The organism is Arthrobacter sp. zg-Y1219 (assembly GCF_030125545.1).
Lineage (GTDB): Bacteria > Actinomycetota > Actinomycetes > Actinomycetales > Micrococcaceae > Arthrobacter_B.
Genome location: NZ_JASKLY010000012.1, coordinates 346,030 through 370,933, shown reverse-complemented (window position 1 = coordinate 370,933; position 24,904 = coordinate 346,030). Strand labels below are relative to the sequence as shown.

Sequence of the window (24,904 nt, the reverse complement as noted above, 5' to 3'; positions counted from 1 at the left end):
CGGTCTTCGATCGAGGTCCACGGGCACAAACTCCCGGAGACCACTACCGAGGACCGCGAATGCTGCGATGCTGGCTGACTCCTGTTGATGTTTCTTCGGTGCTGCGGTGCTGCTGTTTACTGCTGTGCCGCGGATGTACCGCAAAGGCGGGTGCGCTTCCGGTCCAAGCCGGTGTCCATGCCCGCCTGAAAAAGGGCGGCTCCCCGCGAGAACGCAGGGGCCACCCTCTTCAAAGACTACTTGCGCAGGCCGAGGCGCTCGATGAGCTCGCGGTAGCGGGTGATGTCAGTCTCTTTGAGGTACGAAAGCATACGACGACGGCGACCAACCAGGGCCATCAGGCCGCGGCGGGTGTGGTGGTCATGCTTGTGCGTCTTCAGGTGTTCGGTCAGGTCGAGGATGCGGCGTGACAGCACAGCAACCTGAACCTCGGGCGAACCGGTGTCGCCTTCGGCCCGAGCGAACGCCGTGATGATTTCCTGCTTGACTACGGGGTCAAGTGCCAATGTAACTCTCCTACAGTTGTGCCGTGAGGCCCGAGTCAGCAGTTCGCTGCCGGGAATCTTGGCGCCGGCGGGACGAATCCGAACCGGCACAAAGAAATTCAGCCGCCACGGACCGCAGCCGAATTTGAATTCAGTTTACCTGTCCGCGCCGCTATCTGTCGAAAGGACGTCGCGGGTGCGCGCCACGTCAAGGCCCATCTGCGTAATCAGGGCTTCGGGCCCGGTATAGGCCACCATGCCGCGGAGCCGTTCCACGAACTCCACCACCACCTGCTGGCCGTAGAGGTCGAAGTCGGTGATCTTCTCGTTCGGGCGGTCAATCACGTGGGCCTCCACCTGCCGGCTGACGCCGTCGAACGTGGGATTGGACCCCACGGAGATGGCTGCCGGCCAGCGGGTGCCGGCTTCATCGACCAGCCAGCCGGCATAGATTCCGTCAGCGGGGACCAGGCCGCTGGCGTCGGGGGCCAGGTTGGCGGTGGGAAAGCCCAGCTCGCGGCCGCGGGCGGCGCCGTGGACAACCTCGCCGCGCATGCGGTGGGTGCGCCCGAGCAGGCGCGCCGCGGTGCGCACGTCTCCGCTGCGCAGGGCCTCCCGGATCCAGGTCGAGGAGCAGCGGCGCCCCTCGGGAGCGGCGGGGCCGTCGGGCAGGGCGCCGAAGTCCTCGACGGCCTGCACCTCAAAGCCCAGCTGCCGGCCCAGTTCCCGCATGGTCTGGAGATCCCCGGCGTTGCCGCGGCCGAAGCGCACATCGTGGCCGATGACGACGGCGCAGACCCGCAGTCCCTCCACGAAGACCCGGCGCACGAATTCCTCGGGGGTCAGCGCGGCGAGCTGCAGGTCGTAGTGCATCATGAGCAGCCCGTCCAAGCCGGTGGCCGCCAGAGCTTCGCGGCGGTCCAGCTGTCCCATGATGAGCTCGGGAGCCGCCTCGGGGCGGTGCACTTGGGCCGGATGCGGATCGAAGGAAATGGCCACCGCTGCCGCATCCTTCTCGCGTGCCACCTTCACGAGGCGGTCCAGCACATGCTGGTGCCCCAGGTGGACGCCGTCGAAGTTGCCGATCGTGACTACTGTCGGACCGATGCCGGCAGGAACCTCCGCCAGGCCATTCCAGTAGTACACACAGGCTCCTTATAACAGGTGGTTCGGGTCGCGGCGGTGCCGCTGGTGGGCCGGAACAGCGCATGGCTGCTACCGGACCTAACTATTATGGCCGAAAATGCCGCCGGGAAAGACTCAGCCCTGCGTGCCGCCTGCAGCGGCACCGTCAGCGCGGCCGGCGGTGCCCTCACTGTATTCACGCTTCAGCTCGCTGGTCTTGGCAATGAACCGGTGCCAGACCAGCAGGGCCGGCGGGAAGGCCAGCTCCAGGATCATCAGGATGATCATGGTGTAGTGGGGCGTTCCGCTGAAGGCCCAGGACAGCACGCGTCCGATGCCGCCGAGGAAGACCATCAGGCAGACCAGCCACAGCATGTTGGCCCACTGGAACTTCACCGCGATGGCGATGAACGCCGCCCCCACGCCGACCATCATGGCCGAGAAGAACCGGAACTGGGATTCCAGCGACGCGTTGATTTCGCCTCCGCCGGTGTCCGCCACACCGGCCGTGCCGGTGGCGAGGTAGTAAACACCCACGCCGGCCACCAGGATGCCCACGCCAATGACGACGGCGCGGAAGACGCCCCAGTCATCGCTGCTCTTGTAGGGCTTGGCCTTGGGCTTGGACTGCTTGCCGCTTCGGCCCGTGGCGCCCGCCTGCTTGGCTGCGGGCGGAATATTCAGCTTCTCCGTCGGCCGGACGGTCTGTCCGGCGGCGGGGACGTTCGGTTTCCTCGCCGCGGCAGGCTGCGCCCCGGGCGCCAAGGAGGACTGCGTGGGCGGCTGGGCGGGCTGCGCCGGGCCATTCCCGCCCTGGTGCTCGCTGGGTGTTGAAGCCGGGTTGCTCATTGTTCCCCCTGAAGGAATGGAAAACCTGTCTGGTGTGATGCATTCTCCTGCCATCGTCTCACGCAGCGCAGCGTCGGAGCGCACGCTGCCGCCGGCGGGTTTGGCGCCCGCCGCGGGGCTCCCCCGGAGTGGAAGCCTAGGAGCGTGCGGCATCCCCACGGTGGCGGTAGAGCCACCACAGTCCCAGCGCCGGCAGGAGCAGCGGAACATAGCCGTAGCCGGACCCGAAGCCGGACCAGACCGTGTCATCGGGCAGGAGGCCGGGGTTGACCAGGCCGAGGATGCCCACGGCCAGCACGCCCAGCATCTCGATGCTCACTGCAGCGACCGACACCAGATAGGCCCTCGGCCCGGACCTTGCCAGCCCGACCGTGGCGACAATGTAGACCACTGCCGCAAAAGCGGACAGCAGATAGGCCACCGGCGCGTGGTCGAACTTGGTGGCAATCTGGAAGCCCGCGCGTGCGGTGGCGGCCAGGGCGAAAACAGCATACACGGCCACCAGCAGCCGGCCGGGTCCGGCGTTGCGGGCCGCCGGCTGGGCGGCCGCTGATCCGGCGGGATTGCCGTGCTCGGGGGTGTTCATGTTCACGCGGGGGTTACTCCGTCCCAGATCTGTTCCATTCGGAACAGCATGACAAATACAGTGATGCCCACGGCACCAAGAACCAGGTTGCTCCAGCGGCTGCGGTCCATCAGCGACCACCAGATGGCACCGACGGGAATGATCAGGGCCGTGAAGAGGTAGCCCCAGAACTCCCAGAGTTCACCCGCCACGCCTTCCCCGCCCACCTGGCGGATGACACCTGCCACGCCGTAGACCAGCAGGAACAGCTCCACGGCGGCAACGGACAGGATGGTGAGGTCGTTGGGGCCGTGCTTCAGGATGGCCGCCCCGAAGCACAGCACCACGGAGACGGCGCAGACCAGGGTGCCAACGATGAACAGCGGATCGACAACCACTTAGGCGGCCTCGTTCCCCGGCGCGAAGACCAGCAGGGCCTTGGCGTAGGCGGCCGGGAACTCCGCCCCGGCCGGGCCGCGGTTTTCCAGCAGCGCGACCAGCGTTCCGCCGGGGGCAAAGGCAGCCACGGGCGCACCGGCGGCTGCTTCCCCGATGTCCGACGGCGGCACCCGGCGGCCGTGCGAAAGATCCGTCGCTTCCGCAGCACTGAGCTCACGGACCGGGAACAGGGCCCGGGCGGCGTCGTCGAGGTCCAAGACCCGCAGGTCCGCAGCCAACTGTTCCAGGGTCGCTGCCTGCTGCACGCTGTACGGGCCCACGCAGGTGCGCCGGAGCGCCGTCAGGTGCCCGCCCACACCGAGGGCGGCACCGAGGTCCCGGGCCAGGGCGCGGATGTAGGTGCCCGAGGAACACTCAACGGTCACATCGATGTCGCGCAGCTTGCCGCCGCTCTCCCGGCGGATGCCGTGAACCTCAAAGCGGGAGACCGTCACGGGGCGGGACGGAAGGTTGACCTCTCCCCCGGCACGCACGCGGGCGTAGGAGCGCTCGCCGTTGACCTTGATGGCACTGACGCTGCTGGGCACCTGCTGGATGTCCCCGGTCAGGTCCGCGACGGCGGCCATGATCTCTTCGTCGGTTACCGCGGCGGCGATGGTCTCGGCGGTGATTTCGCCTTCGGCGTCGTCAGTGACGGTGGACTGGCCCAGCCTGATGGTGGCCTCGTACGTCTTGGAAGTACCCACAATGTAGGTCAGGAGCCGGGTGGCCTTGTTGATGCCGACCACCAGCACTCCGGTGGCCATCGGGTCCAGTGTTCCCGCATGCCCCACTTTTCGGGTTCCCGCTAGTTTCCGCAGGCGGCCAACCACATCGTGGCTGGTCCATCCCTGCGGCTTGTCCACAATAATCAGCCCTGAACGGACCTGCCCGGAATTCACGCCTTTCAGTATATGCGGCCCTGGCCTGCGGTTCCTGACACCCGGCCTGCCGGCGGGCTTGTCTGCGGACCTGCCGGCGGGTTGGCCGGCGGACCTGCCGTCGGGTTCTCCCCGGGTCGCGCCGGTCATCGCGGGTCGCAGCGGGTCGCCCCGGGTGCCGCGGCGGCGATAGCATGCGGGGTATGCCTGAGCTCTCGCCCCACGTCCGGAATGCCGCTGCCAACCAGATCCGCGAAATCACCCAGGCAGCGTGGGCCCAGCCCGGCTCGATCGTGCTCAGCATCGGCGAGCCGGGATTCCCCACCCCGCCCCACATCCTCGAGGCAGCGCAGGCCACGCTGGGCCGGGATGAGACCGGTTACACGCCCAATGCCGGCATCGCCCCGCTGCGTGCCGCGTTTGCCGACCGCATCAGCCGGCAGACCGGCGTCGAGGTGGCTCCGGGCCGGGCGTTTGTCACCGCCGGCGCGCAGCAGGGCCTGCACCTGGCCATGAGCATGCTCCTGGATGCCGGCGACGAAATCCTGATTCCGAATCCCGGCTACCCCACGTTTGCGATGACTGCCCGGCTGCTTCACGCCGAGCCGGTGGAGTATCCGCTCTATCCCGAACACGACTTCCAGCCGCGCATCGCGGACATCGAGGCCCTGATCACCGACCGGACCCGGGTCCTGCTCCTGAACTCGCCTTCCAATCCCCTGGGCGCCGTGTTTGGCCCGGACCTGGTCCGCGACCTGGTGGAGCTGGCCCGCCGCCGGGACCTGTGGATCGTTTCGGACGAATGCTATGAGGCCTTCACCTACGATGTCCCCCATGTGAGCCCACTGGCCCACGACGGCGCCGACGGCGGGGACCGGGTGATCGTTTCGGTCACCCTGTCGAAGACGTACGGCCTGACCGGACTGCGGATCGGCGCCCTGATCACCCCCGCCGGCCTGGAAACCCAGATGAGCACGGTGATGGAATCGATCGTCTCCTGTGTGGCGTCACCGTCGCAGTATGCCGCCCTGGCCGCCCTGACCGGACCTCAGGACTACGTCAGCGCTGCAGCCGCCCACTATCGGGTCAACCGGGATGCGGCCGCGGCCGTGCTGGATCAAAAGAACATTCCGTATCTGAAGGCGCAGGGGGCGTTCTACCTCTGGGCTGACCTGTCCCACGCCACAGAGGGCCACGTCAGGGCGTGGACGCAGAAGTTCCTCGCGGAGCAGGGTGTCGCCGTGGCGCCGGGCACCGCGTTCGGTTCCATCGGCGAAGGCTGGGTTCGGATCGCCCTGTGCGGGGACACCGCAGACCTGGTCACGGGGCTGGAACGTTTTCCGGAGCGCGCGTCCGGTGCAGCAGCCTGCCGGTGACCTACCCGCGGCCGGCCTCGGCCACCACGCCCCCGTTTGGGCGGGATACTCAGTACTCGGATGCACCCCGCTCGGACCGCCCAGCGGCGCCTCGTCCTGACGTTTACCCGTGGAAACCCCGGTCGTAGGCTGTGAGGGCTTCCCTCGGGGGCGTGGCTGGGAACCGCGGAGGCGTGGAGGCAAGTCTCGCATTGCACCCCATCAATGCTGAGGAGTCACCGTGAAAAGAACATCCCCCGCCCTCGCCGCCCTGGCCGCTGTCGCGGCCCTGGGCCTGGCCGCCTCGCCTGCTTCCGCCGGCGGCCGGCACCCCTCCCCGCCCGACGCACCCCCGACCGCAGGAAAGGTCACCACCGTCGCCGAAGGACTGGTCGGACCCCTGAGTCTGGCTGTGGGCCGCGGACCAACGATCGACGTGGCGCAGTCCTTCGCCGGAGTGCTTACCCGGATCGGGCGGGACGGCAGCACCGAAACGCTTGACGCCGGGCCGCTGGGATACGGCTACGGCGGTGTGTCACGCTCCCGCGGCACCACGTACTACACCGCCAGCATCGGAGCTATGACCCATGACCCGACGCAGAATTTCACCCAGCTGAAGTCCGTCGACCGGAACGGAACCGTGGAAACCGTGGCCGACATCGCCACCTACGAGTACACGGAAAACCCGGACGGCATCAACACCTATGGGTTCCAGGGCCTCGATCCTGCCTGCGCGGCACAGCTGCCGCCCACCGGCCTCTTCTCCAACAGCTACACCGGTTTGCAGGACTCAAACCCCTACGCGACCCTCCCCTCCGGGCGCGGAAGCGTCCTGGTCTCCGATGCCGGGATGAACGCCGTTATTGAAGTGGATCTGGCGGACGGGAGCATTTCCACGCTGGCGGTCCTGCCGCCCATCCCGGTGACGGTGACAGCCGAGGAGGCCCTCCGGGTAGGTCTTCCGGCCTGCACCGTGGGCAACACGTACAACGTGGAACCGGTTCCGACGGGCCTCGAAGCCGGACCCGGCGGGGATCTGCTGGTCGCGTCGCTGCCGGGCGGCGTGCCGGGAGCGGGGCTGGCCCAGGGCTCGGTGTTCAGGGTGGATCCCGACGACGGCAGCTCGGAACTGGTGGCCACCGGTTTCAGCGGCACCACCGGGATGGCGGTGAATGACAACGGAGACATTTTCGTGGCCGAGCTGTTCGGCAACCGGATCTCCGTGATTCCGGCCGGAACCAACACACCCGAGCTGTTCCTCGAAGTTAACCAGCCCGGCGATCTGGCGCTGCGGGGATCCGCCCTCTACGCGACTGTGGACGTTCTGGCCGGGGCACCTGCGGAGGAAGGGGCAGAGCCCCCGGCTGCCGCTCCGCCGGCTGAGCCGGCGCCCACCTCAGGCAGCGTTGTCCGGATCGGACTCAACGACAGCTGCCGCGACGGCCACGGCGGCCACGGCGGCCACAAGGGCCGCGGCCATCACCACGGCGGAACGTTCGACAACGGCTCCCGGGACTAACCCGGAATTAACAGCCAAGAGGGACGGCTCCTTTTCGGAACCGTCCCTCTTGGCAACTGCTGGTTGGACTGCGGGCTGAGAACTACTTGGCGTCGGAGCCGGAAGCGGCTTCGTCGTCGTCCTCGTCGTCGAAGTCCTCGTCCTTGCGGTACGGGTCGGCGTCGCCGGCGTAGGTGGCGCCTTCCTTGAGGGCTTCAAGTTCAGCGTCGCGCTTCTTGGCGGCGCGGATGAGTTCCTCGAGGTGGCTGGCGTTCACGGGAATTTCGTCGGGAACGAATTCCAGCGTGGGCGTCAGGCGCACGGTGATGTTCTTGCCGACCTCGGCGCGCAGGACCCCGCGTGCGGACTCCAGGGCGGCCTTGGTGTCGGCCTGCTGGGCTTCGTCGCCGAAGACCGTGTAGTAAACCGTGGCGTGCTGCAGGTCGTTGGTGACGCGTGCGTCGGTGAGGGTCACAAACCCCAGCCGGGGATCCTTGATCCGCCGTTCCAGCGCCTGGGCAACTACAACCTTGATTCGGTCAGCGAGCTTCGCAGCGCGTGCTGGATCTGCCATTACCTCTCCTTAACTAAATTTTTGGGATCGTACAACGACGGCGGCGCAGGCCGGCACATCGTGTTACGTCAGGGTCCGGGGCCGGAGCCTGCACTGCAGGACCGGCCGCCGGAGGGGCCGAAGCGAAGGGGCCGGCAACATGCAGGTGCCGGCCCTCCCGCTTGGAGTGGGGCCGCCGGAAACCGACGGCCCCACCGGTACTGCTAGACGCGCGGCTTCTCGCGCATTTCGAACGTCTCGATGATGTCGCCCGTGTTGACGTCGTTGAACGAGCCCAGGCCGATACCGCACTCGAAGTCCGTGCGGACCTCGGTGGCGTCGTCCTTGAACCGCTTGAGCGACTCAACGGTGAGGTTGTCACCGATGACCTTGCCGTCACGGGTGACCCGTGCCTTGGCGTTGCGTCGGATGACACCGGAGCGAACGATCGAGCCGGCGATGTTTCCGAACTTGGAGGAACGGAAGACTTCGCGGACCTCGGCGGTGCCGAGCTGGACTTCTTCGTACTCGGGCTTGAGCATGCCCTTGAGGGCGAGCTCAATGTCATCAATTGCTGCGTAGATGACCGAGTAGAAGCGCATGTCCACGCCTTCGCGCTCTGCCAGGTCGGCAACGCGCTCGGCCGGCTTGACGTTGAAGCCGATGATGACGGCGTTGTCCACCGTCGCCAGGTTGACGTCGTTCTGCGTGATGGCACCGACGCCGCGGTGGATGACGCGCAGCTGCACGCCTTCGCCAACGTCGATCTTGAGCAGCGAGTCTTCCAGGGCTTCAACGGCACCGGAAACGTCACCCTTGAGGATGAGGTTAAGGGTGTCAACCTTGCCGTCAGCAACGGCCTGGTCGAAGTCCTCGAGGCTGATGCGCTTGCGGCGCTTCGCCAGGGCGGCGTTGCGGTCCGCAGCTTCACGCTTCTCAGCGATCTGGCGGGCGGTGCGCTCGTCGTCGGTCACGAAGAACGTGTCACCGGCGCGGGGAACGTTGGACAGACCCAGCACCTGGACCGGACGGGAAGGTCCGGCCTCGGAGACGGTTTCGCCGTTCTCGTTGAACATTGCGCGGACGCGGCCGTGGGCCGTACCGGCAACGATCGTGTCGCCGACCTTCAGCGTTCCGGACTGGACCAGGACGGTGGCAACTGCACCGCGGCCCTTGTCCAGGTTGGCTTCGATCGCGATACCGCGGGCGTCCTTGTTCGGGTTGGCGCGCATGTCCAGGGCTGCGTCTGCGGTAAGCAGCACGGCCTCGAGCAGGGCGTCAATGTTGAGGTTCTGACGGGCAGAGACCTCCACGAACATGGTGTCGCCACCGTATTCCTCGGGAACCAGACCGTATTCGGTCAGCTGGCCGCGGACCTTCTCCGGGTTGGCGCCTTCCTTGTCGATCTTGTTCACTGCGACCACGATCGGCACATTGGCTGCCTGGGCGTGGTTCAGCGCTTCAATCGTCTGCGGCATGACGCCGTCGTCGGCTGCGACAACCAGGACCGCGATGTCGGTCACCTTGGCACCACGTGCACGCATGGCGGTGAACGCCTCGTGGCCCGGGGTGTCAATGAAGGTGATCGGACGCGTGGTGCCCTCGTGGTCGAACTGGATCTGGTAGGCACCGATGTGCTGGGTGATGCCGCCGGCTTCACCTTCAACCACCTTGGTGTTGCGGATGGCATCCAGCAGGCGCGTCTTACCGTGGTCAACGTGACCCATGATGGTGACTACCGGAGGACGTGCCTCGAGGTCGTCGTCGCCTTCGGCTTCCAGCTCGGCATCGAAGTCGATGTCGAACGTGCTCAGCAGTTCGCGCTCTTCGTCTTCCGGCGAGACAACCTGGATCTTGTAACCCAGTTCGGCGCCCAGGATGTCGAACGTGCCTTCATCCAGGGACTGCGTGGCCGTTGCCATTTCACCGAGGTGGAACAGAACGGTCACCAGTGCTGCCGGGTTGGCCTCAATCTTGTCGGCGAAGTCCGTGATGGACGCGCCGCGGCGCAGACGGACAACAGTGTTGCCGTCGCCGCGGGGTACCGAAACGCCACCCAGCGACGGAGCTGACATCTGCTCCAGTTCCTGACGCTTTGCACGCTTCGACTTGCGCTGCTTGCCGCGTCCTGCGCCGCCCTTGCCGAAAGCACCGGCAGTGCCGCCGCGTCCGCGGCCGCCCTTGCCGAAGCCGCCGCCAACGGGTGCGCCGCCGCCTGCACCGGGTGCTCCACCGGGTGCGCCGCCGGGGCCCCTGCGGGGTCCGCCGCCGGCACCGCCGCGGGCCGGGGCTGCCGGCCGCTCGGTGCGGTTGGGCATCATGCCCGGTGTGGGACGGGGACCGCCGGGACCGGCGGGTCGTGCCGATGCCGGACGCGGGGCGCCCGGACGGGGTGCACCGGGGCGCGGGGCGCCCGGACGCGGACCGCCGGAGCCGGCTGCCGGACGGGGACCGCCGGCGCCTGCTGCTGCGGGACGTTCGGTGTTCTCGTCACGGCGTCCCGGGCGGGGCATGCCCTGGGACGGTGCAAACGGGTTGTTGCCGGGACGCGGTGCGCCCTGGCCCCGCTCGCCTTCGCCGCGGCCACGGGGGCGCGGCATGCCCTGGGAAGGCGCGAAGGGGTTGTTGCCCGGACGGGGGCTTCCGGCGCCGGGACGCGGAGCGCCCGGACGGGGCGCGTTGCCGCGGCTGCCGCTTTCGGCGGAAGCAGCGGGCTTTTCGGCTTCGGCAGCCTTGGGTGCCGGACGCGCGCCGGGCTTGGCGCCCGACGGTGCAGCCGGCTTGTCAGCGGCCGGGGCCGGAGACGTTTCTGCGGCGGGTGCCGGAGCAGCCGGAGCAGCCGGCTTCTCTGCAGCGGGCGCCGGAGCGGCCGGAGCTGCTGCGGCGGGTGCTGCCGGGGTCGGGGTCGGTGCCGGCGCCGTCGGTGCTGCGGGGGCAGCGGACGGGCGCGGTCCGGGGGTTCCGGCCGGCTTGGACGCCGGCTTGGAATCCGTCGTGGATTCGGGCTTGGATTCGGACGCCGGGAAGGCGCCGCGAAGTTTCTTGACTACGGGTGCCTCAATCGTTGATGAGGCGGAACGGACGAATTCGCCCAGTTCCTGCAGTTTTGCAACTGCATCCTTCGAGGTGATGCCGAGCTCTTTGGCGAGCTCGTGTACGCGGACCTTGGCCACATTTCTCCTGTCTCGGTCCGCACCGAGCCAGGTACGAACCGTCTATTTCCTGCGGGCTTCCACTGCAGTCACAGCAGAGCCCTTCACAGAGCACAAAGTACTCATCGCTGGGTACTCATCGGGTTTCCATCAGATTTCTGACCCGCTTCCAGGTTGGACGGTTTCGAGTCTGCTCCCGGTCGGAGCATCCTCAAGAGCCTTGAACCAAGCCTCCGCGTCTGTGGTGTCCACTTGGCCCCGAAAGGCCCGGTGAAACGCACGTCGCCGAAGCGCTGCTGCAAAGCATGCTGTCCCGCGGTGCACCCAGGCACCGCGGCCAGACATACGGCGGTGTTCGTCGACCTGAACGGCAATACTGCCTTCAGTGACCACAGCTACCAGCCGCATCAGAACAGCCTGGTCATCCGTTTTCCTGCACCCAATGCATGTCCTCAGCGGGACATGCGCTGCAGCGCCTGAGGCTGCAGGGGACGAAAGGAAAGCGGACGGCGACCCGGCCTCATTCATTCTAACGCGTTTCTCTCCCTGTGCCGCATCCACCCAAAGACCCGGCTGCTTAGGCAGTCTTGGCGTCGGAAACGATATCGATCCGCCACCCTGTCAGCTTGGCTGCCAGACGGGCATTCTGCCCCTCCTTGCCGATTGCCAGCGACAGCTGGTAATCGGGAACGACAACCTGGGCCGACCGGGTGTCTTCGTCGGTGATGGTAACGGAATTCACGCGCGACGGCGACAGGGCGTTGGCGATGAAGGTGGCCGGATCCTCGCTGAAGTCCACGATGTCAATCTTCTCATCGTGCAGCTCGGTCATGACCGCGCGGACACGCGAGCCCATCTCGCCGATGCAGGCACCCTTGGCGTTGATGCCGGAGATGTTGCCCTTGACGGCGATCTTGGTCCGGTGGCCGGCTTCACGGGCCAGCGCCACAATCTCGACACTGCCGTCGGCAATCTCGGGAACTTCCAGTTCGAAGAGCTTCCGGACCAGGCCCGGGTGGGACCGGGACAGCGTGATGGACGGGCCCTTGAAGCCGCGGCGCACGTCAACGACGAAGGCGCGCAGCCGGGAACCGTGGGTGTACTTCTCGCCCGGGACCTGCTCCGTGGGAGGCAGCAATGCCTCCACGGCGCCGAGGTTGACCTGGATCATGTGCGGGTTGTTGCCCTGCTGGATCTGGCCGGAGACGATTTCTCCCTCGCGGCCCTTGAACTCGCCAACGATGGCGTCATCTTCGACGTCGCGCAGCCGCTGCAGGATGATCTGGCGGGCCGTGCTCGCGGCAATGCGGCCGAAACCGGTGGGGGTGTCGTCAAACTCGCCCACGGCCTCGCCGTCGTCGTCCAGTTCAGTGGCCCAAATGGTGACGTGCCCATTCTTGCGGTCCAGCTCTGCGCGGGCCTTGTCCTGTGCACCGGCGGTCTTGTGATAAGCCACCAGAAGCGCCTGCTCAATGGTCGGAATCAGCAGATCCAGGGGGATCTCCCGTTCGCGTTCCAGCAGCCTCAGCGCACTCATATCTATTTCCATCTAGGCCTCCTCAGCTGTGGTTTTTTCATCACTGTCGGCGACGCCGTCCAGTGGTTCGTCGTCAAGGTGCGCGAATTCGACTTCGACGCGCCCCTTGCGGATGTTGCTAAAGGGCAGCGTGGTCTGCTCGCCCTGCTTCGCCTTCATGCCTTTTTTGACCGGCAGTTCCGGGATGAACGTGATGCCGTCGTCCTCAACGGAGACCAGGCGGCCTTTGACGTCGTCGCCGGCCAGGACGTTGACGCTGACCATGCGGCCGACGTTGCGGCGCCAGTGGCGCGGCTCCGTCAGCGGGCGCGACACACCCGGAGAGGAAACCTCCAGGCTGTACGGACGGCCGTCGTCGTGCGGGTCTGAATCCATCGCCTCGGAAAGCGCATGCGCGACGTCGGAGATGCGGTCGAGGCTGACGCCGCCCGCTTCTCCTTCGGGAAGGTCCACGATGACGTGTACGGTGCGGTTGGCACCGGCCATTTTGATCTCGATGTCCTCGAGGAAAAGCTGCTGCTGTTCAACCGTGGGAGCAAGGAAGTTTTTGAGCCGCTGGGTTTCAGCGGCAATCTCTGCGTGCATGGCCTTCTTGCGGTAATCCGATGACGTGTCTTTTTTGGGGCTGGGCCGAACCGCCATAGGTGCCTCCCACTAGATGATGTTGTACCTACTAGCGTACCGACTTTCCTGAGTCCCATCGGCATCGCAGCAGACGAGGGCCCGTTCATGGCATCATCGGATGTAGTGAAAAAGCCCCCGTCCCGCAGAACGCCCGCGGCCGGCCGCGCCGGACGGGCGATGGCGGTCCTGGGCGGCGTGAGGCGTACCACTCTGTTGCTGGTCCTGGCCGCAGTGGTATTGAGCCTGGGGCTGGTCGCCGGAAACGGTGCCGGCGAGGACCGGCCGGCCAGTTACTCGGAAATCGCCCAGACCGACGCGCGGGCAGCGTCCCTTGAACTTGCCCGGCAGGCCGGCGAGCTGGCTGATGCCGAAGGCACCGGCAGGCTGGCTGCCGAACTCACCCGGCAGGCCGATGTCCTGGCTGAACAGTCAGCGCTCCTGATCCGCCCCGGCAGCCTCCGCCGCGGCGTCCCGCCGTTTGAGGTCCCCACCGCCGACGCCGGTCCCGCCTCGGGCGCCTCCGGCGCTGACGGCACTTCCGGCACTTCCCCCACCGACGCTGGGTATGCCGCCCGGTATGTCCAGTCGATGGCTGCAGCTGCCCACGCCAGTCTGGACGCCGCCATGCGCGCCGATGCCGGAACGGCGCGGCTGCTGGCGGCCACCGGTGCCGCCCAGCAGGTCCTCGCGGTCCGCGCCGCCGTCGCCGCCGGCCTGAACCCGCCGCAGGCTTGGGAGCCGGTCGCGCCGGCCGGCTCCGACGCCCGCTGCGTGCCGGAGACCTCGGCCACCGACTCCGGACTGACGGGTGCGCCGTCTTCCGCCCCGTCGGGCGCGGCCTCCTCCGTCCCTTCGGGTGCGGCCTCCTCCGTCCCGTCGGGTGCGGCCTCCGGCACCGGCGGATCCGCCCCGGATGCCGCGGCGGCGCTGAAGGGCGCGATCGACGCGGAATACGGTGCGGCGTACGCCTACGAGGTCGCCATGGCCCGCGCCTCCGGCGTTTCCGCCCGCACTGAACTGGACGAAGCCCGGGACAGTCATCTGGCCGCCGGCGCCCAGGGGGTGCTGCTGCTGCCCGAGGTCTGCCTCCCGGCACTGACCCGTGCCCCGGCGTACTCCCTGCCGCCGTCGTTCCAGCAGGATCCCTCCGGTGCCCTTGAAGACCTTGAGGCGTCCCTGCCCGCCGTTTATGCGGACCTCGCGGCGCTGGGAAGCGGAGCTGTCCGCGCCTGGGCGGTGGAGCGGCTGGCTCAGCTGAGCACCGAGCTGTACTCCGGCCAGCGCGCTGTTCCGACAGCACCCGGACTCGGGCAGGAGACCGAGGGGCTGCCGCGGTCCCCCGGCACCGCTTAGCCTGTACTCATGCCCCAACTCCCCCTGACCATTCCCGAGGCACTCCACCAGCGGTACAGCCGCGACCGTTCCGGCCGGACCTGGCTGGCCGCCCTGCCGCTGCTCGTGGCAGAGGCCATGGAGCGCTGGGACCTGGCCCTTGATCTGCCCGCGGACACCGGCCTCTGGTCCGGACACGGTGCACTGGTCCTGCCCGTCATGTCCGCCTCGGGTGCGGCTGTGCTGAAGGTCGCCTATCCGCACGACGAAGCCCTGACCGAACCTGCCGCCCTGGGCCTGTGGGCCGGGCACGGCGCCGTGCAGCTGTACGCCAGCCATACCGACAGCGGAACCCTGCTGCTGGAACGGCTGAACGCCGACCGGAGCCTCTGTGACGTCCCGATGGACACCGCCGTCGAGGTGTGGGGCGGGCTGGTGCGCAGGCTCTCGCTGCCGGCCGCCGACTCCCCCGCCTGGGCCGGTGTCCCCTCGCTCGCCGAACGGACGGAGCAGCTGTCCGACGAGCTGCCGGCCGACTGGGAAGAGCTGGGGAGGCCCTGCGAACGGCGTCTGCTCGAGGCGGCCCTGGAGGTCTGCCAGACGCGCGGAGCGGTGGGTCGGCGCAGCAACAACGACGTCCTGGTCCATACCGACCTGCACTTCGGCAACATTCTCTACCGCGGCAGGGACGGCGACAGCGGTTCTTCCGAGGCCTGCGGGTTTGTGGCCATCGACCCGCAGGCGATGGTTGGGGAAGCCGAGTTCGCCGCAGCCCCGATGCTCTGGAACCGGACCGAGGAGCTGGGCAGCGTCCGGCCGGAGGCGGCGCTGCGCGGGCGGCTGGCCCGGCTCTGCGCCGCGGGCGGCCTGAACCCCGAGGCCGCCCGTCAGTGGAGCGTGCTGCGGGAAGTCGCCAATGCCCTGGAGTACACCCGGGCGGGACAGCGGAAGAACGCGGCACGCTCGGTCTGGGTGGCGACAGCGATCGCGGGCTGACCGGTTCCCCTGCCATTGCGGGAGAAAGAGACAGGCTCAGCCCCGGATGTTCTCCACCCACACGTCGTAGCCAAGCTTGCAGATCAGGGCTCCTACCACCACCAGGAACACCACGCGGATGAACTTGCTGCCCTGCTTCACGGCCATCCGCGCGCCGATGTAGCCGCCGATCATGTTGGCAAAACCCAGGATCAGCCCGATCCCCCACAGCAGCGCGCCGTTCGGCAGGAAGAACGCCAGCGCGCCGAGGTTGGTGGCCATGTTCACGATCTTGGCCTTGGCGCTGGCCGCGAGGAAGTTGTAGCCGAGGAAGGTGACCATGGAAATAATCAGGAAGGATCCGGTTCCCGGACCGATCAGCCCGTCATAGAACCCGATCACCAGGCCGATGCCCGCAGCCGTCCCGTAGTGCCGGCGGCCCTGATGGCGCAGCTTGGTCAGCTCACCGACCGTCGGCTGGGTCGCGGTGAACACCGCCACGACAATCAGCGCCACCACGATGATCGGTTTGAACACCGAGGACGGCAGCGACGTCGCGAGCACCGCTCCCCCGAAGCTGCCCGCCAGTGCGACGCCGGCCATGGGCAGGGCGGTGCGCAGGTCAGGATGGGCGCGGCGGTAGTAGGTGATGGCGCTGGTGGTGGTGCCGAAGATGGAACCCATCTTGTTCGTCGCCAGCGCCTGCACCGGCGTGATCCCCGGAATCAGCAGCAGGGCCGGCAGCTGCAGCAGTCCGCCGCCGCCCACCACCGCGTCCACCCAGCCGGCGGCCAGGCCCGCCACCACCACAAGGAGGATGGTGGCGAGCTGAATCTCCTCGAGACCGGAGATCACTGGGTGCTACAGCGCTGCTGCGCGGCGCACGTACTCCACCGCTTCCGCCACCGGCACGTTTTCGGCAACGCCGGTGGCGCGGTCCTTGACCTCGACGACGCCGTCGGCCAGGCCGCGGCCCACCACGAGGATCGTCGGCACGCCGATGAGCTCGGCGTCGCCGAACTTCACGCCGGGTGAGACCTTGGGACGGTCGTCATAGATGACTTCCAGTCCGGCGGCTTCGAGGTCCTCGGACAGCTTGGCTGCCGCTGCGAAGATCTCCTCGCCGCGGCCGGTGGCCACGACGTGGACATCGGCCGGGGCGACGGCGCGCGGCCAGACAATGCCCTTCTCGTCGTGGTTGGACTCGGCCAGCGCCGCGACCGCGCGGGTGACGCCCACGCCGTAGGAGCCCATGGTCACCGTGACGAGCTTGCCGTTCTTGTCCAGGACCTTCACGCCCAGGGCCTCGGCGTACTTGCGGCCAAGCTGGAAGATGTGGCCCATTTCGATGCCACGGGCGGCTTCGAGCGGACCGGATCCGTCCGGAGCTTCGTCGCCCTCGCGCACCTCGACGGCTTCAATGACGCCGTCCCAGGTGAAGTCGCGGCCGGCAACGAGGCCGATCACGTGTTTGCCCGGGACGTTCGCGCCGGTGATCCAGCTGGTGCCGGAGACCACGCGGGGATCTACCAGGTACAGCAGGCCGGTGGCGGATTCGGTGCCCAGCACCGGCTCGTCGACGGACAGGCCCGGGCCGATGTAGCCCTTGACCAGGCCGGGGTGCTTCTTGATGTCTTCGTCGGTGGCGGCGTCGACTTCCAGTTCGCCGCCGATCTCCACGTGAGCGGCGATGTTCGCTTCGATGCGCTTGAGGTCCACGGCGCGGTCGCCGGGAACGCCGACGACGACGATCCGGCGTTCGCCGGTGGGCAGCGTGACGGCCAGGACGACGTTCTTCAGCGTGTCAGCGGCGGTCCATTCCCCGGATTCGCGGGCGAAGCGGGCATTAACGTCGGCGACCAGGGTGTCGATCGTCGGGGTGTCCGGGGTGTCCACGACCTTCGCTTCGGGAGCGCCGGCGAAGTCGATCTCGGCGGGCGGAACGGTGCTGACGGCTTCCACATTGGCCGCATAACCGCCGGCGGAACGCACGTAGGTGTCCTCGCCGACCGGCGTCGGATGCAGGAACTCTTCGCTCTTGGAGCCGCCCATGGCGCCGGAGACTGCCGATACCACAACGATCTCCAGGCCGAGGCGCTCGAAGATGCGCAGGTAGGCGCCGCGGTGCGCCTGGTAGCTGGCCTCCAGGCCGTCGTCGTCGATGTCGAAGGAGTACGAGTCCTTCATGATGAATTCGCGGCCGCGCAGCAGGCCGGCGCGCGGCCGGGCCTCGTCGCGGTACTTGTTCTGGATCTGGAACAGCGAGACCGGCAGGTCCTTGTACGAGTTGTACAGGTCCTTGACCAGCAGCGCGAACATTTCCTCGTGCGTGGGGGCCAGCAGGTAGTCGTTGCCCTTGCGGTCCTGCAGGCGGAACAGGTTGTCGCCGTACTCGGTCCAGCGGTTGGTGGCCTCGTAGGGTTCGCGCGGCAGCAGGGCCGGGAAGTGCACTTCCTGGGCGCCGATGGCTGCCATTTCCTCGCGGATAATGGTCTCGACCTTGCCCAGGACGCGCAGCCCCAGGGGCAGCCAGGAATAGATCCCGGGGGCGGCACGGCGGATGTACCCGGCACGCACCAGCAGGCGGTGGCTGGCGACGTCGGCGTCGGAGGGGTCTTCGCGCAAAGTGCGCAGGAAAAGAGTGGAGAGTCGAAGGACCACGCTGGGTATCCGTTTCTGCAGCCGGGGCTGCATTCAAGCTGGGACAAAAGGGAAATAACGCTCCCCTCTAATCTAGCGCGTGCTGCCGCTGCCGCCGGACAGGTTGAGGGTGCCTGCTGCTGAGGCGGTTGCCTTCACAGGAAGTCAGAACAGGATGGTGGCGAAGGTGCCCACCTGCTCGAAGCCCACGGTTTCGTAGGTGGCCCGCGCCGGGGCGTTGTAGGAATTGACGTACAGGCTGACCACCGGGGCAACCTGCCGGGCAGCCTCCACTACGGCTGACATGTACGGGGCGCTGAGGCCGCGGCCGCGGTACGCCGGGTTCATCCAGACGCCCTGGATCTGGACGGCACTGCTGGAAACGGTGCCGAGCTCGGCCTTGAACACCACCTGGCCGGAGGCGTCGAAGTCCACCAGGGACTGCTGCCGGGCGATCAGGGATTTGACCCGCTGCCGGTAGTGGTGGCTGCCGCCCGAGACGGGCGAGTACCCCACCTCCTCCTCGAACATGGCGGCGCAGGCGGGCAGCAGGACGTCGAGTTCCGAGGGCTGGGCGTAACGCAGTCCGGGAGCCGGCTGCACCTGAGAAACCCCGGTCATCTGCAGCAGCGGCTGGTCGCTGCGCACGTCAAAGGGCTGGGGGCTGGAGTACTGCAGCTGGGACCAGATGGCCAGCACTGCCTCGGCGGGTCCGAAAATGGACGAGTAGCGGCGTCCGGACCGTGCCAGGTAAGCGCCGATTTCCGGGCCGGTGTCCGCGGTGACGCCCACGGGCACCACATTGACCCCGGCCCAGCAGGCGGCGGTGAGTTCCCCGCCGTCGAAAACGCCGACGACCCGCCCGCCGGCCGGCGTGGGCGCAGCGCTGCGGGTCGTCTCGAGCTGGGAGAGCAGGAAGATATTGGCAACCGGGTCAGCCTCGGCCAGGGCCCAGAGGGCAGCCGTGTCTTCCGCGTCCAGGACGCGGAGCGTCCCGGAATGGCCGCCGCGGACATCCTGCCCGCTGCGTGAAGTGGCGCCGGTCCTAGCCGACAGTAACCATGGGGCCACCCGTGCCAGCATTTTCGCCATCGGACTCCCCCATACTTTCTGCGATCTTCATAGCCTCTTCAATGAGGGTCTCAACGATCTGGTCTTCGGGAACAGTCTTAATGACCTCTCCCTTCACAAAAATCTGGCCTTTGCCGTTGCCGGAGGCCACGCCGAGGTCAGCTTCACGGGCTTCACCGGGTCCATTGACGACGCAGCCCATGACGGCGACGCGAAGCGGAACGTCCATGCCTTCGAGCCCGGCGGTTACCTGCTCTGCGAGAGTGTACACGTCAACCTGGGCGCGGCCGCAGGAGGGGCAGGACACAATTTCCAGCTTGCGCGGCCGCAGGTTCAGCGACTGCAGGATCTGGTTGCCCACCTTGATTTCCTCCACGGGAGGAGCGGACAGCGAGACGCGGATGGTATCGCCGATGCCCTTCGCCAGCAGCGCGCCGAAGGCGGTGGCGGACTTGATGGTCCCCTGGAACGCCGGACCGGCTTCGGTGACGCCCAGGTGCAGCGGCCAGTCCCCGCGTTCGGCGAGGAGCTCGTAGGCGCGGACCATGACCACGGGGTCGTTGTGCTTCACGGAGATCTTGAAGTCATGGAAGTCGTGTTCCTCGAACAGGGACGCTTCCCAGACAGCGGATTCCACCAGGGCCTCGGGGGTGGCCTTGCCGTATTTGGCGAGCAGGCGCGGATCCAGCGACCCGGCGTTGACGCCGATCCGGATGGAGGTGCCGTGGTCCTTGGCGGCCTGCGCGATTTCCTTGATCTGGTCGTCGAACTTCCGGATGTTGCCCGGGTTCACCCGGACCGCGGCGCAGCCGGCCTCAATAGCGGCGAAGACGTACTTTGGCTGGAAGTGGATGTCAGCGATCACGGGGATCTGCGACTTCTTGGCGATGATCGGCAGCGCTGCTGCGTCGTCGGCGCTGGGGCAGGCCACCCGGACAATGTCGCAGCCGGAGGCCGTCAGCTCGGCAATCTGCTGCAGGGTGGCGTTGATGTCCGTGGTGGGCGTGGTCGTCATGGACTGGACGCTGATGGGGAAATCGGATCCAACCCCCACTGACCCCACTTTGATCTGGCGGGTTTTGCGCCGCGGTGCAAGGGTGGGCGGCGGTGCTGCTGGCATTCCAAGGTTGACCGAGGTCAAAACGTCCTCCATGTGCCTTATCGGCAGTTATTCGGCTAAAGCGCACTGCGGATGCGCTAATCCATTATCCACCCCGCACCGGTGCGGGGTGTACGGATATCGTTCAGGGCTTAGACGAGATGGGCGAAGGCGCCCACGGCCGGCTCCCATTCGGTGGTCTTCATGCCCGAAATGGCGCCCACGGCGGCGAAGGGATCCTGCATGAGGAGGTTGGAAAGATCAACTTCGTCCTCGGCAGTGAAAATCAGCAGCGCGCCGGCGCCGTCAGTAAACGGACCCGAGGCCAGCAGGCGTCCCTGGTCCACCAGGCCGGACAGCCACTGGCGGTGGGTGGGGCGGTGCTCATCACGGATGGAGGCGGAATCGGCGTCGTACACGTACTCAACTGCAAAAATACTCATGGCTCCAGCGTACGGGATCGCCGACTCAGAGCAGGAAGGCCCGTGCCGCGGCAGCCACGCCCGCCGCCCACAGCATGGAGGCCAGGGTCCCGATAATGAAGCGCTCAGCAGCCGCCGGTGTGTCTTTAAGCTCGGCATAGCGGCCCAGGCCCTTGATGGCCACGACGTACGCAATGGCCACGGGTTCGGAGGCCAGCACTGAAGCCGCCACGGCCAGCCGCTCGAGGACGCCGATCACCAGCCCGCCGCGGAGCACCGATCCCGGGGCCGGACTGCTGCCCGGCCGCGAACCCGCGGCTGCCGGCGGGCGGGCAGGCGGGTCGGGCAGGGCCGGCAGGGCCCGGCCCGCGGGGATCCGCGCACCGCGGCCGAATTCGGCGTCCAGGTCCTGATCAGCCGCGGGATCGGCGTCGGCAAAGGGCGGACCGGAGTCTTCCACGGCGCGCGCCAGCCGCAGCACCCCGGCCGTGACCGGCCAGCCGAGGACGGCGGCCACCAGCAGCGTCAGGACAATCCAGACGAACTCCATCAGAGGTGCTCCGTTTCCCCGGCGGCGGATGTTTCATCGGCGCGGGCGAGCAGGACGGATGCGGCGGGACGGGCCGCCCACTCCTCCTGCCAGCCGGCGCGGGCTATGGTCTTGCCCACGGATTGCGGGCTGATCCCGAGCTTACGGGCGGCAGCGCTCTGGGCCCCCCAGATGCCTGGCTCAACCTGCTCCAGTATCCGCCACTGCTCGGCGGTCCGGTCGCGGATCAGCCGCCCAATCAGCACGAGCACGGCTTCCGCCTCCGCGGCCCCGGCAGGCCCGGTCACGGCGACGGGCGGGCGGTCACCGGTTTTTTTGGCGCGGTCCACGGCGTCCCGGGCCGCGAAGAAGGCGGGGCCGGAAGCCTCGCGGGTGCCGGCGGGCAGCGGCGTGTCCACCGGGCCGACGCCGATGCCCACCGACCAGTGCCCGTCCCGCAGGGCGCGCAGCGCGGCTTCCACCGCCACGTCCGCCTGCGCGGTGACGCCCTGGACTTCGTCGCCCACCGAGCGTTCGAAGGGCAGCTCCATGCGCAGGTCACCGAGGAGCGCCAGCAGGTCCGGGACCCGGTCCCGGCTGCTGCGGCTCCCCTTTTGGTCGATGGTCAGGACGAACATTTCACGCCGGATCGGCAGCAGAGCTTCTTCATGTTGAAACCGTATCCGGTTGTAATTGGAATCACAACCAGATTCGGCTTCAAATGGAGCAGTTCCCCGGCACCGCGGCGTGCACTAGTTGAAGAGGCTCACCGGTTTCACAATGTCCGCATAGATGAGCAGGGCACTCATGCCCATGAGCAGGATCGCCACGACGTAGGTCACCGGCAGCATTTTGGCCAGGTCGAAGTGCCCGGGGTCCGGGCGCTTGAAGAGCTTCGCAACGCGCCGGCGCAGCCCCTCCCAGAGGGCCCCGGCCACATGGCCGCCGTCGAGCGGGAGCAGCGGAATGAGGTTGAAGACGAAGAGTGCCAGGTTGACGCTGGCCACCAGGCCCAGCAGCGTGGCGACCCGGCTTTCCATCGGCACCTCTTCCATCGAGGAGATCTCCCCGGCGATGCGGCCCACACCAACCACGCTGATCGGACCGTTGGGATCCCGCTCTTCGGAGGAGAACGCCGCCTGGGCGACGTCGACCACGCGCTGCGGCAGATTGATCACCACGCCGGCGATGCTCTGCAGGTTCTCCCCGACCGTTGGCAGCACCTCGGAGCCGGGCTGGCGGACCAGCTCGGTGGAGGCGGCGACGCCGATGAAGCCGACTTCCCGGGTCACGGCGTTGCCGGCGTCGTCCACGGCGGGGGCGCCGTCGTCGTCGGCCACGGGACGTTCGGTCAGCAGCGGGGTGATGACGGTGTCCTGCTCGACGCCGTCGCGCACGTAGGTGATGGGCACCGACTGGCCGGCCGCGTCCCGGATCCGGGAGGACAGATCCTCCCAGGAGTCGACCGGGCTGCCGTTGAACGCGGTGATGGTGTCACCGGGCAGCAGCCCCGCTTCGTAGGCGGGGGCGGCCGGATCGTCCGCGGCGCATTCCGTCTGTCCCTCGGAGGCCTGATCGGAGGTGATGACGCACTGGTTGACTTCGGCCAGCGTGGTGGTGCTCTGCGCGGTGCCGAAGCCCATGAGCAGGACGGCGAACAGCACCACGCCGATCAGCAGGTTCATGAACGGGCCGCCGAGCATGATGATGATGCGCTTCCAGATCGGCAGGTTGTAGAACACCCGCTTTTCGTCGCCGGGCTGCAGCTGTTCGGCAGCGGCGGCGCGGGCATCCGTGGCCAGCTGCGAGAACATGCCGGTGCTGGAGCTGCGGACGGTGCCCTCGGCGTCGTCGGCCTTGTTCGGCGGGTACATCCCGACCATGGACACGTAACCGCCCAGCGGCAGGGCCTTGACACCGTATTCGGTCTCCCCGCGGCGGCGCGAGAACACTGTCGGGCCGAACCCGATCATGTACTGCGTCACCCGCACCTTGAAGGCCTTGGCCGGCACCAGGTGGCCCACCTCGTGCAGGGCGATGGACGCGGCGATTCCCACCGCCACGAACAGGACGCCCAGGATGAAGAGGAGAACGGTCAACGGATTTCCTTCGGGTCAAGAGGGCTGCGCGGTTGCATGGTCAGCGTCCGCAGCGTTTCCGGGCGGCGGCGCGGGCCCAGTCTTCCGCGGCCAGCACCGACTCCAGCGTCAGCGGCGCGGTGTCGGTGTGCTCAGCCAGTACGGCGGCGATCGTATCAACGATGTCTGTGAATCCGATGAGACCGTCGTGGAACGCGTCAACGGCTTCTTCATTGGCTGCGTTGTACACGGCCATGCCCGTGCCGCCGGCCGCGGCGGTGCGCTTGGCCAGCGCGACGGCGGGGAACGCTTCCTCGTCCAGCGGTTCGAAGGTCCACTCGGAGGCGGTGGTCCAGTCGAAGGGCTTCGAGGCTCCGGGAACGCGGTGCGGCCAGCCCATGCCCAGGGCAATCGGCAGGCGCATGTCCGGCGGTGAGGCCTGGGCGATGGTGGAGCCGTCCACGAACTGGACCATGGAATGCACCATGGACTGCGGATGCACGACGACGTCGATCCGATCCAGCGGCACGTCGAAGAGCAGGTGGGCCTCGATCACTTCCAGTGCCTTGTTGACCATGGAGGCGGAGTTGGTGGTGACCATCCGGCCCATCTTCCAGGTGGGATGCGCCAGCGCCTGGTCGGGCGTGACGTTCTCCAGTTCGCTGCGTTTCATGCCGCGGAACGGGCCGCCGGAGGCCGTGACGATCAGCCGGTCCACTTCCTGCTGCGTTCCGGAGCGCAGGGCCTGGGCCAGGGCGGAGTGTTCGGAGTCCACCGGAACCAGCTGCCCGGGGGCCGCGGCACGCTTGACCAGCTCGCCGCCGACGATCAGGGATTCCTTGTTGGCCAGGGCCAGCAGGTGGCCGGCGGCCAGTGCGGCGAGCGTGGGTTCGAGGCCGATGGAGCCGGTGATGCCGTTGAGGACCACTTCGGCTTCGGGCCAGGCGGCGACGGCGGTGGCGGCGGACGGACCGGTGAAGAGTTCCGGATCATAATCGGTGACGCCGGCCTCGCGGGCGGCGTCCTGCACGGCGGCGTGCAGGGTGGCGGTATCCACCGAGGCGCAGCCGACGGCGTTGGCCCGGGTGTGGACGGCCTGCCGGGCGAGCAGTTCCAGGTTGGATCCGCCCGCGGCCAGCGCGACGATCGTGAAGCGGTCCGGGGCGGCGTCGGCCACGTCTATGGCCTGCGTGCCGATTGACCCGGTGGAACCCAGGAGCACCACCCGGCGCGGAACGCCCTCGGTGCTGCCAAAGGGCCGGTCGGTTGCTGCTGCGGATGGGATGCCGGAAGAACCTGGAAGCTGCATGCTTCCAGTATCGCGCACGTATGGCGCATCGCGGGGGTGAATGGAGTGGCGGGCGCCGTCGCTGCACTCTCGGCGTCCTGGCCGCACTCGCACCCGCCATAGCTGCACACTCGGCGCCCCGGCAGCACTCGCACCCGCCATAGCTGCACACTCGGCGCCCCGGTCGCGGCGAGAGTGCAGGTCTGGTCGTTTTACGGGCGAAGCCGGCCGTCGAGAGTGCACGTCTGGTGACTTGGCCCCGAGCAAACCCGCCATAGCTGTACATTCGGCGCCCCGGCAGCGCTCAAACCCGCCATAGCTGCACACTCGGCGCCCCGGTCGCGGCGAGTGTGCAGATCTGGTCGCTTACGGCCAGACGCGGCACGCCGGCCGAGCACTGGTTCCCAT

The 24,904-nt window shown here is 67.8% G+C and carries 24 protein-coding genes; 4 read left to right on the top strand and 20 right to left on the bottom strand.

Annotated features, from left to right (window positions below):
• Nucleotides 1-236 precede the first annotated feature (236 nt).
• The 6 genes from rpsO to truB form a co-directional block, all read right to left on the bottom strand.
• On the bottom strand, nucleotides 237-506 hold the full coding sequence (rpsO, locus tag QNO00_RS08735; protein ID WP_229967546.1) for a 30S ribosomal protein S15: 270 nt from the start codon (nucleotides 504-506) through the stop codon (nucleotides 237-239).
• A gap of 135 nt (nucleotides 507-641) precedes the next feature.
• On the bottom strand, nucleotides 642-1,631 hold the full coding sequence (locus QNO00_RS08730) for a bifunctional riboflavin kinase/FAD synthetase (RefSeq protein WP_284024274.1): 990 nt from the start codon (nucleotides 1,629-1,631) through the stop codon (nucleotides 642-644).
• 114 nt (nucleotides 1,632-1,745) lie between these two features.
• Nucleotides 1,746-2,459 carry a DUF4345 family protein gene (locus QNO00_RS08725; RefSeq protein ID WP_284024273.1) on the bottom strand — a complete coding sequence of 238 codons (714 nt, stop codon included), beginning with the start codon at nucleotides 2,457-2,459 and terminating at the stop codon, nucleotides 1,746-1,748.
• A 136-nt stretch (nucleotides 2,460-2,595) separates the two neighbouring features.
• Entirely contained in the window at nucleotides 2,596-3,045 is a 450-nt protein-coding gene (locus QNO00_RS08720) for a hypothetical protein (protein WP_229967591.1), read from the bottom strand.
• A gap of 2 nt (nucleotides 3,046-3,047) precedes the next feature.
• Complete coding sequence (locus tag QNO00_RS08715; RefSeq protein WP_229967539.1) at nucleotides 3,048-3,422, bottom strand: hypothetical protein; 375 nt, start codon at nucleotides 3,420-3,422, stop codon at nucleotides 3,048-3,050.
• Complete coding sequence (truB, locus tag QNO00_RS08710; RefSeq protein WP_284024272.1) at nucleotides 3,423-4,364, bottom strand: tRNA pseudouridine(55) synthase TruB; 942 nt, start codon at nucleotides 4,362-4,364, stop codon at nucleotides 3,423-3,425.
• Nucleotides 4,365-4,546: 182 nt separating this feature from the next.
• Here truB and QNO00_RS08705 point away from each other — a divergent pair, with 182 nt between their 5' ends.
• Complete coding sequence (locus tag QNO00_RS08705; RefSeq protein WP_229967535.1) at nucleotides 4,547-5,719, top strand: pyridoxal phosphate-dependent aminotransferase; 1,173 nt, start codon at nucleotides 4,547-4,549, stop codon at nucleotides 5,717-5,719.
• A 220-nt stretch (nucleotides 5,720-5,939) separates the two neighbouring features.
• Nucleotides 5,940-7,217, top strand: a complete 1,278-nt coding sequence (locus QNO00_RS08700) for a ScyD/ScyE family protein (RefSeq protein WP_284024271.1) — start codon at nucleotides 5,940-5,942, stop codon at nucleotides 7,215-7,217.
• 82 nt (nucleotides 7,218-7,299) lie between these two features.
• On the opposite strand, the gene rbfA is transcribed toward QNO00_RS08700, so the two are convergent.
• The 5 genes from rbfA to rimP form a co-directional block, all read right to left on the bottom strand.
• Complete coding sequence (gene rbfA, locus QNO00_RS08695) at nucleotides 7,300-7,770, bottom strand: 30S ribosome-binding factor RbfA (protein WP_229967531.1); 471 nt, start codon at nucleotides 7,768-7,770, stop codon at nucleotides 7,300-7,302.
• Between the two features lie 203 nt (nucleotides 7,771-7,973).
• A complete protein-coding gene (gene infB / locus QNO00_RS08690) occupies nucleotides 7,974-10,922 on the bottom strand; it encodes a translation initiation factor IF-2 (RefSeq protein ID WP_284024270.1) in 2,949 nt (982 codons plus the stop codon).
• A 129-nt stretch (nucleotides 10,923-11,051) separates the two neighbouring features.
• Entirely contained in the window at nucleotides 11,052-11,429 is a 378-nt protein-coding gene (locus QNO00_RS08685) for a YlxR family protein (RefSeq protein ID WP_269439239.1), read from the bottom strand.
• A 49-nt stretch (nucleotides 11,430-11,478) separates the two neighbouring features.
• Nucleotides 11,479-12,450: a transcription termination factor NusA gene (nusA, locus tag QNO00_RS08680; RefSeq protein ID WP_229967527.1), complete on the bottom strand. Its 972-nt coding sequence runs from the start codon at nucleotides 12,448-12,450 to the stop codon at nucleotides 11,479-11,481.
• Entirely contained in the window at nucleotides 12,451-13,080 is a 630-nt protein-coding gene (gene rimP / locus QNO00_RS08675; RefSeq protein WP_349643477.1) for a ribosome maturation factor RimP, read from the bottom strand. It abuts the gene before it with no gap.
• A gap of 177 nt (nucleotides 13,081-13,257) precedes the next feature.
• Between rimP and QNO00_RS08670 the strand changes: the two genes are divergently transcribed.
• On the top strand, nucleotides 13,258-14,415 hold the full coding sequence (locus QNO00_RS08670) for a DUF4439 domain-containing protein (RefSeq protein ID WP_284024269.1): 1,158 nt from the start codon (nucleotides 13,258-13,260) through the stop codon (nucleotides 14,413-14,415).
• A 9-nt stretch (nucleotides 14,416-14,424) separates the two neighbouring features.
• Nucleotides 14,425-15,390: an aminoglycoside phosphotransferase family protein gene (locus tag QNO00_RS08665; RefSeq protein WP_284024267.1), complete on the top strand. Its 966-nt coding sequence runs from the start codon at nucleotides 14,425-14,427 to the stop codon at nucleotides 15,388-15,390.
• A gap of 36 nt (nucleotides 15,391-15,426) precedes the next feature.
• Here the strand turns inward: QNO00_RS08665 and QNO00_RS08660 are convergent, their stop codons facing one another.
• From QNO00_RS08660 to dxr, 9 genes are all read right to left on the bottom strand, one after another.
• Entirely contained in the window at nucleotides 15,427-16,224 is a 798-nt protein-coding gene (locus QNO00_RS08660; protein ID WP_229967523.1) for a sulfite exporter TauE/SafE family protein, read from the bottom strand.
• Nucleotides 16,225-16,230: 6 nt separating this feature from the next.
• The gene (locus tag QNO00_RS08655; protein ID WP_284024266.1) at nucleotides 16,231-18,030 is read right to left on the bottom strand and encodes a proline--tRNA ligase; all 1,800 of its coding nucleotides are present in this window, start codon (nucleotides 18,028-18,030) and stop codon (nucleotides 16,231-16,233) included.
• 144 nt (nucleotides 18,031-18,174) lie between these two features.
• On the bottom strand, nucleotides 18,175-19,080 hold the full coding sequence (locus tag QNO00_RS08650; RefSeq protein WP_349643476.1) for a GNAT family N-acetyltransferase: 906 nt from the start codon (nucleotides 19,078-19,080) through the stop codon (nucleotides 18,175-18,177).
• Nucleotides 19,055-20,221, bottom strand: a complete 1,167-nt coding sequence (ispG, locus tag QNO00_RS08645) for a flavodoxin-dependent (E)-4-hydroxy-3-methylbut-2-enyl-diphosphate synthase (RefSeq protein WP_229967512.1) — start codon at nucleotides 20,219-20,221, stop codon at nucleotides 19,055-19,057. The genes QNO00_RS08650 and ispG overlap by 26 nt, the downstream gene beginning before the upstream one ends.
• A gap of 110 nt (nucleotides 20,222-20,331) precedes the next feature.
• Nucleotides 20,332-20,622 (bottom strand): YciI family protein, encoded by a 291-nt coding sequence (locus tag QNO00_RS08640; RefSeq protein WP_229967510.1) that lies wholly within the window; start codon nucleotides 20,620-20,622, stop codon nucleotides 20,332-20,334.
• 25 nt (nucleotides 20,623-20,647) lie between these two features.
• Nucleotides 20,648-21,151: a hypothetical protein gene (locus QNO00_RS08635; protein ID WP_284024265.1), complete on the bottom strand. Its 504-nt coding sequence runs from the start codon at nucleotides 21,149-21,151 to the stop codon at nucleotides 20,648-20,650.
• Nucleotides 21,151-21,768 (bottom strand): MarR family transcriptional regulator, encoded by a 618-nt coding sequence (locus QNO00_RS08630; RefSeq protein ID WP_284024264.1) that lies wholly within the window; start codon nucleotides 21,766-21,768, stop codon nucleotides 21,151-21,153. Before QNO00_RS08630 ends, QNO00_RS08635 begins: the two co-directional genes overlap by 1 nt.
• A 114-nt stretch (nucleotides 21,769-21,882) precedes the next feature.
• Entirely contained in the window at nucleotides 21,883-23,229 is a 1,347-nt protein-coding gene (locus QNO00_RS08625) for a M50 family metallopeptidase (protein ID WP_284024263.1), read from the bottom strand.
• A 40-nt stretch (nucleotides 23,230-23,269) separates the two neighbouring features.
• Nucleotides 23,270-24,517: a 1-deoxy-D-xylulose-5-phosphate reductoisomerase gene (gene dxr, locus QNO00_RS08620; RefSeq protein ID WP_229967497.1), complete on the bottom strand. Its 1,248-nt coding sequence runs from the start codon at nucleotides 24,515-24,517 to the stop codon at nucleotides 23,270-23,272.
• Nucleotides 24,518-24,904 lie beyond the last annotated feature (387 nt).

Bases quoted from the DNA above. Each gene is read 5' to 3' on its own strand.
- rbfA (WP_229967531.1), bottom strand. From the start codon at position 7,770: ATGGCAGATCCAGCACGCGCTGCGAAGCTCGCTGACCGAATCAAGGTT.
- nusA (WP_229967527.1), bottom strand. From the start codon at position 12,450: ATGGAAATAGATATGAGTGCGCTGAGGCTGCTGGAACGCGAACGGGAG.
- QNO00_RS08640 (WP_229967510.1), bottom strand. From the start codon at position 20,622: ATGAGTATTTTTGCAGTTGAGTACGTGTACGACGCCGATTCCGCCTCC.
- QNO00_RS08685 (WP_269439239.1), bottom strand. From the start codon at position 11,429: ATGAATGAGGCCGGGTCGCCGTCCGCTTTCCTTTCGTCCCCTGCAGCC.
- QNO00_RS08665 (WP_284024267.1), top strand. From the start codon at position 14,425: ATGCCCCAACTCCCCCTGACCATTCCCGAGGCACTCCACCAGCGGTAC.
- QNO00_RS08630 (WP_284024264.1), bottom strand. From the start codon at position 21,768: ATGTTCGTCCTGACCATCGACCAAAAGGGGAGCCGCAGCAGCCGGGAC.
- QNO00_RS08705 (WP_229967535.1), top strand. From the start codon at position 4,547: ATGCCTGAGCTCTCGCCCCACGTCCGGAATGCCGCTGCCAACCAGATC.
- QNO00_RS08725 (WP_284024273.1), bottom strand. From the start codon at position 2,459: ATGAGCAACCCGGCTTCAACACCCAGCGAGCACCAGGGCGGGAATGGC.
- dxr (WP_229967497.1), bottom strand. From the start codon at position 24,517: ATGCAGCTTCCAGGTTCTTCCGGCATCCCATCCGCAGCAGCAACCGAC.
- rimP (WP_349643477.1), bottom strand. From the start codon at position 13,080: ATGGCGGTTCGGCCCAGCCCCAAAAAAGACACGTCATCGGATTACCGC.
- QNO00_RS08720 (WP_229967591.1), bottom strand. From the start codon at position 3,045: ATGAACACCCCCGAGCACGGCAATCCCGCCGGATCAGCGGCCGCCCAG.
- QNO00_RS08635 (WP_284024265.1), bottom strand. From the start codon at position 21,151: ATGGAGTTCGTCTGGATTGTCCTGACGCTGCTGGTGGCCGCCGTCCTC.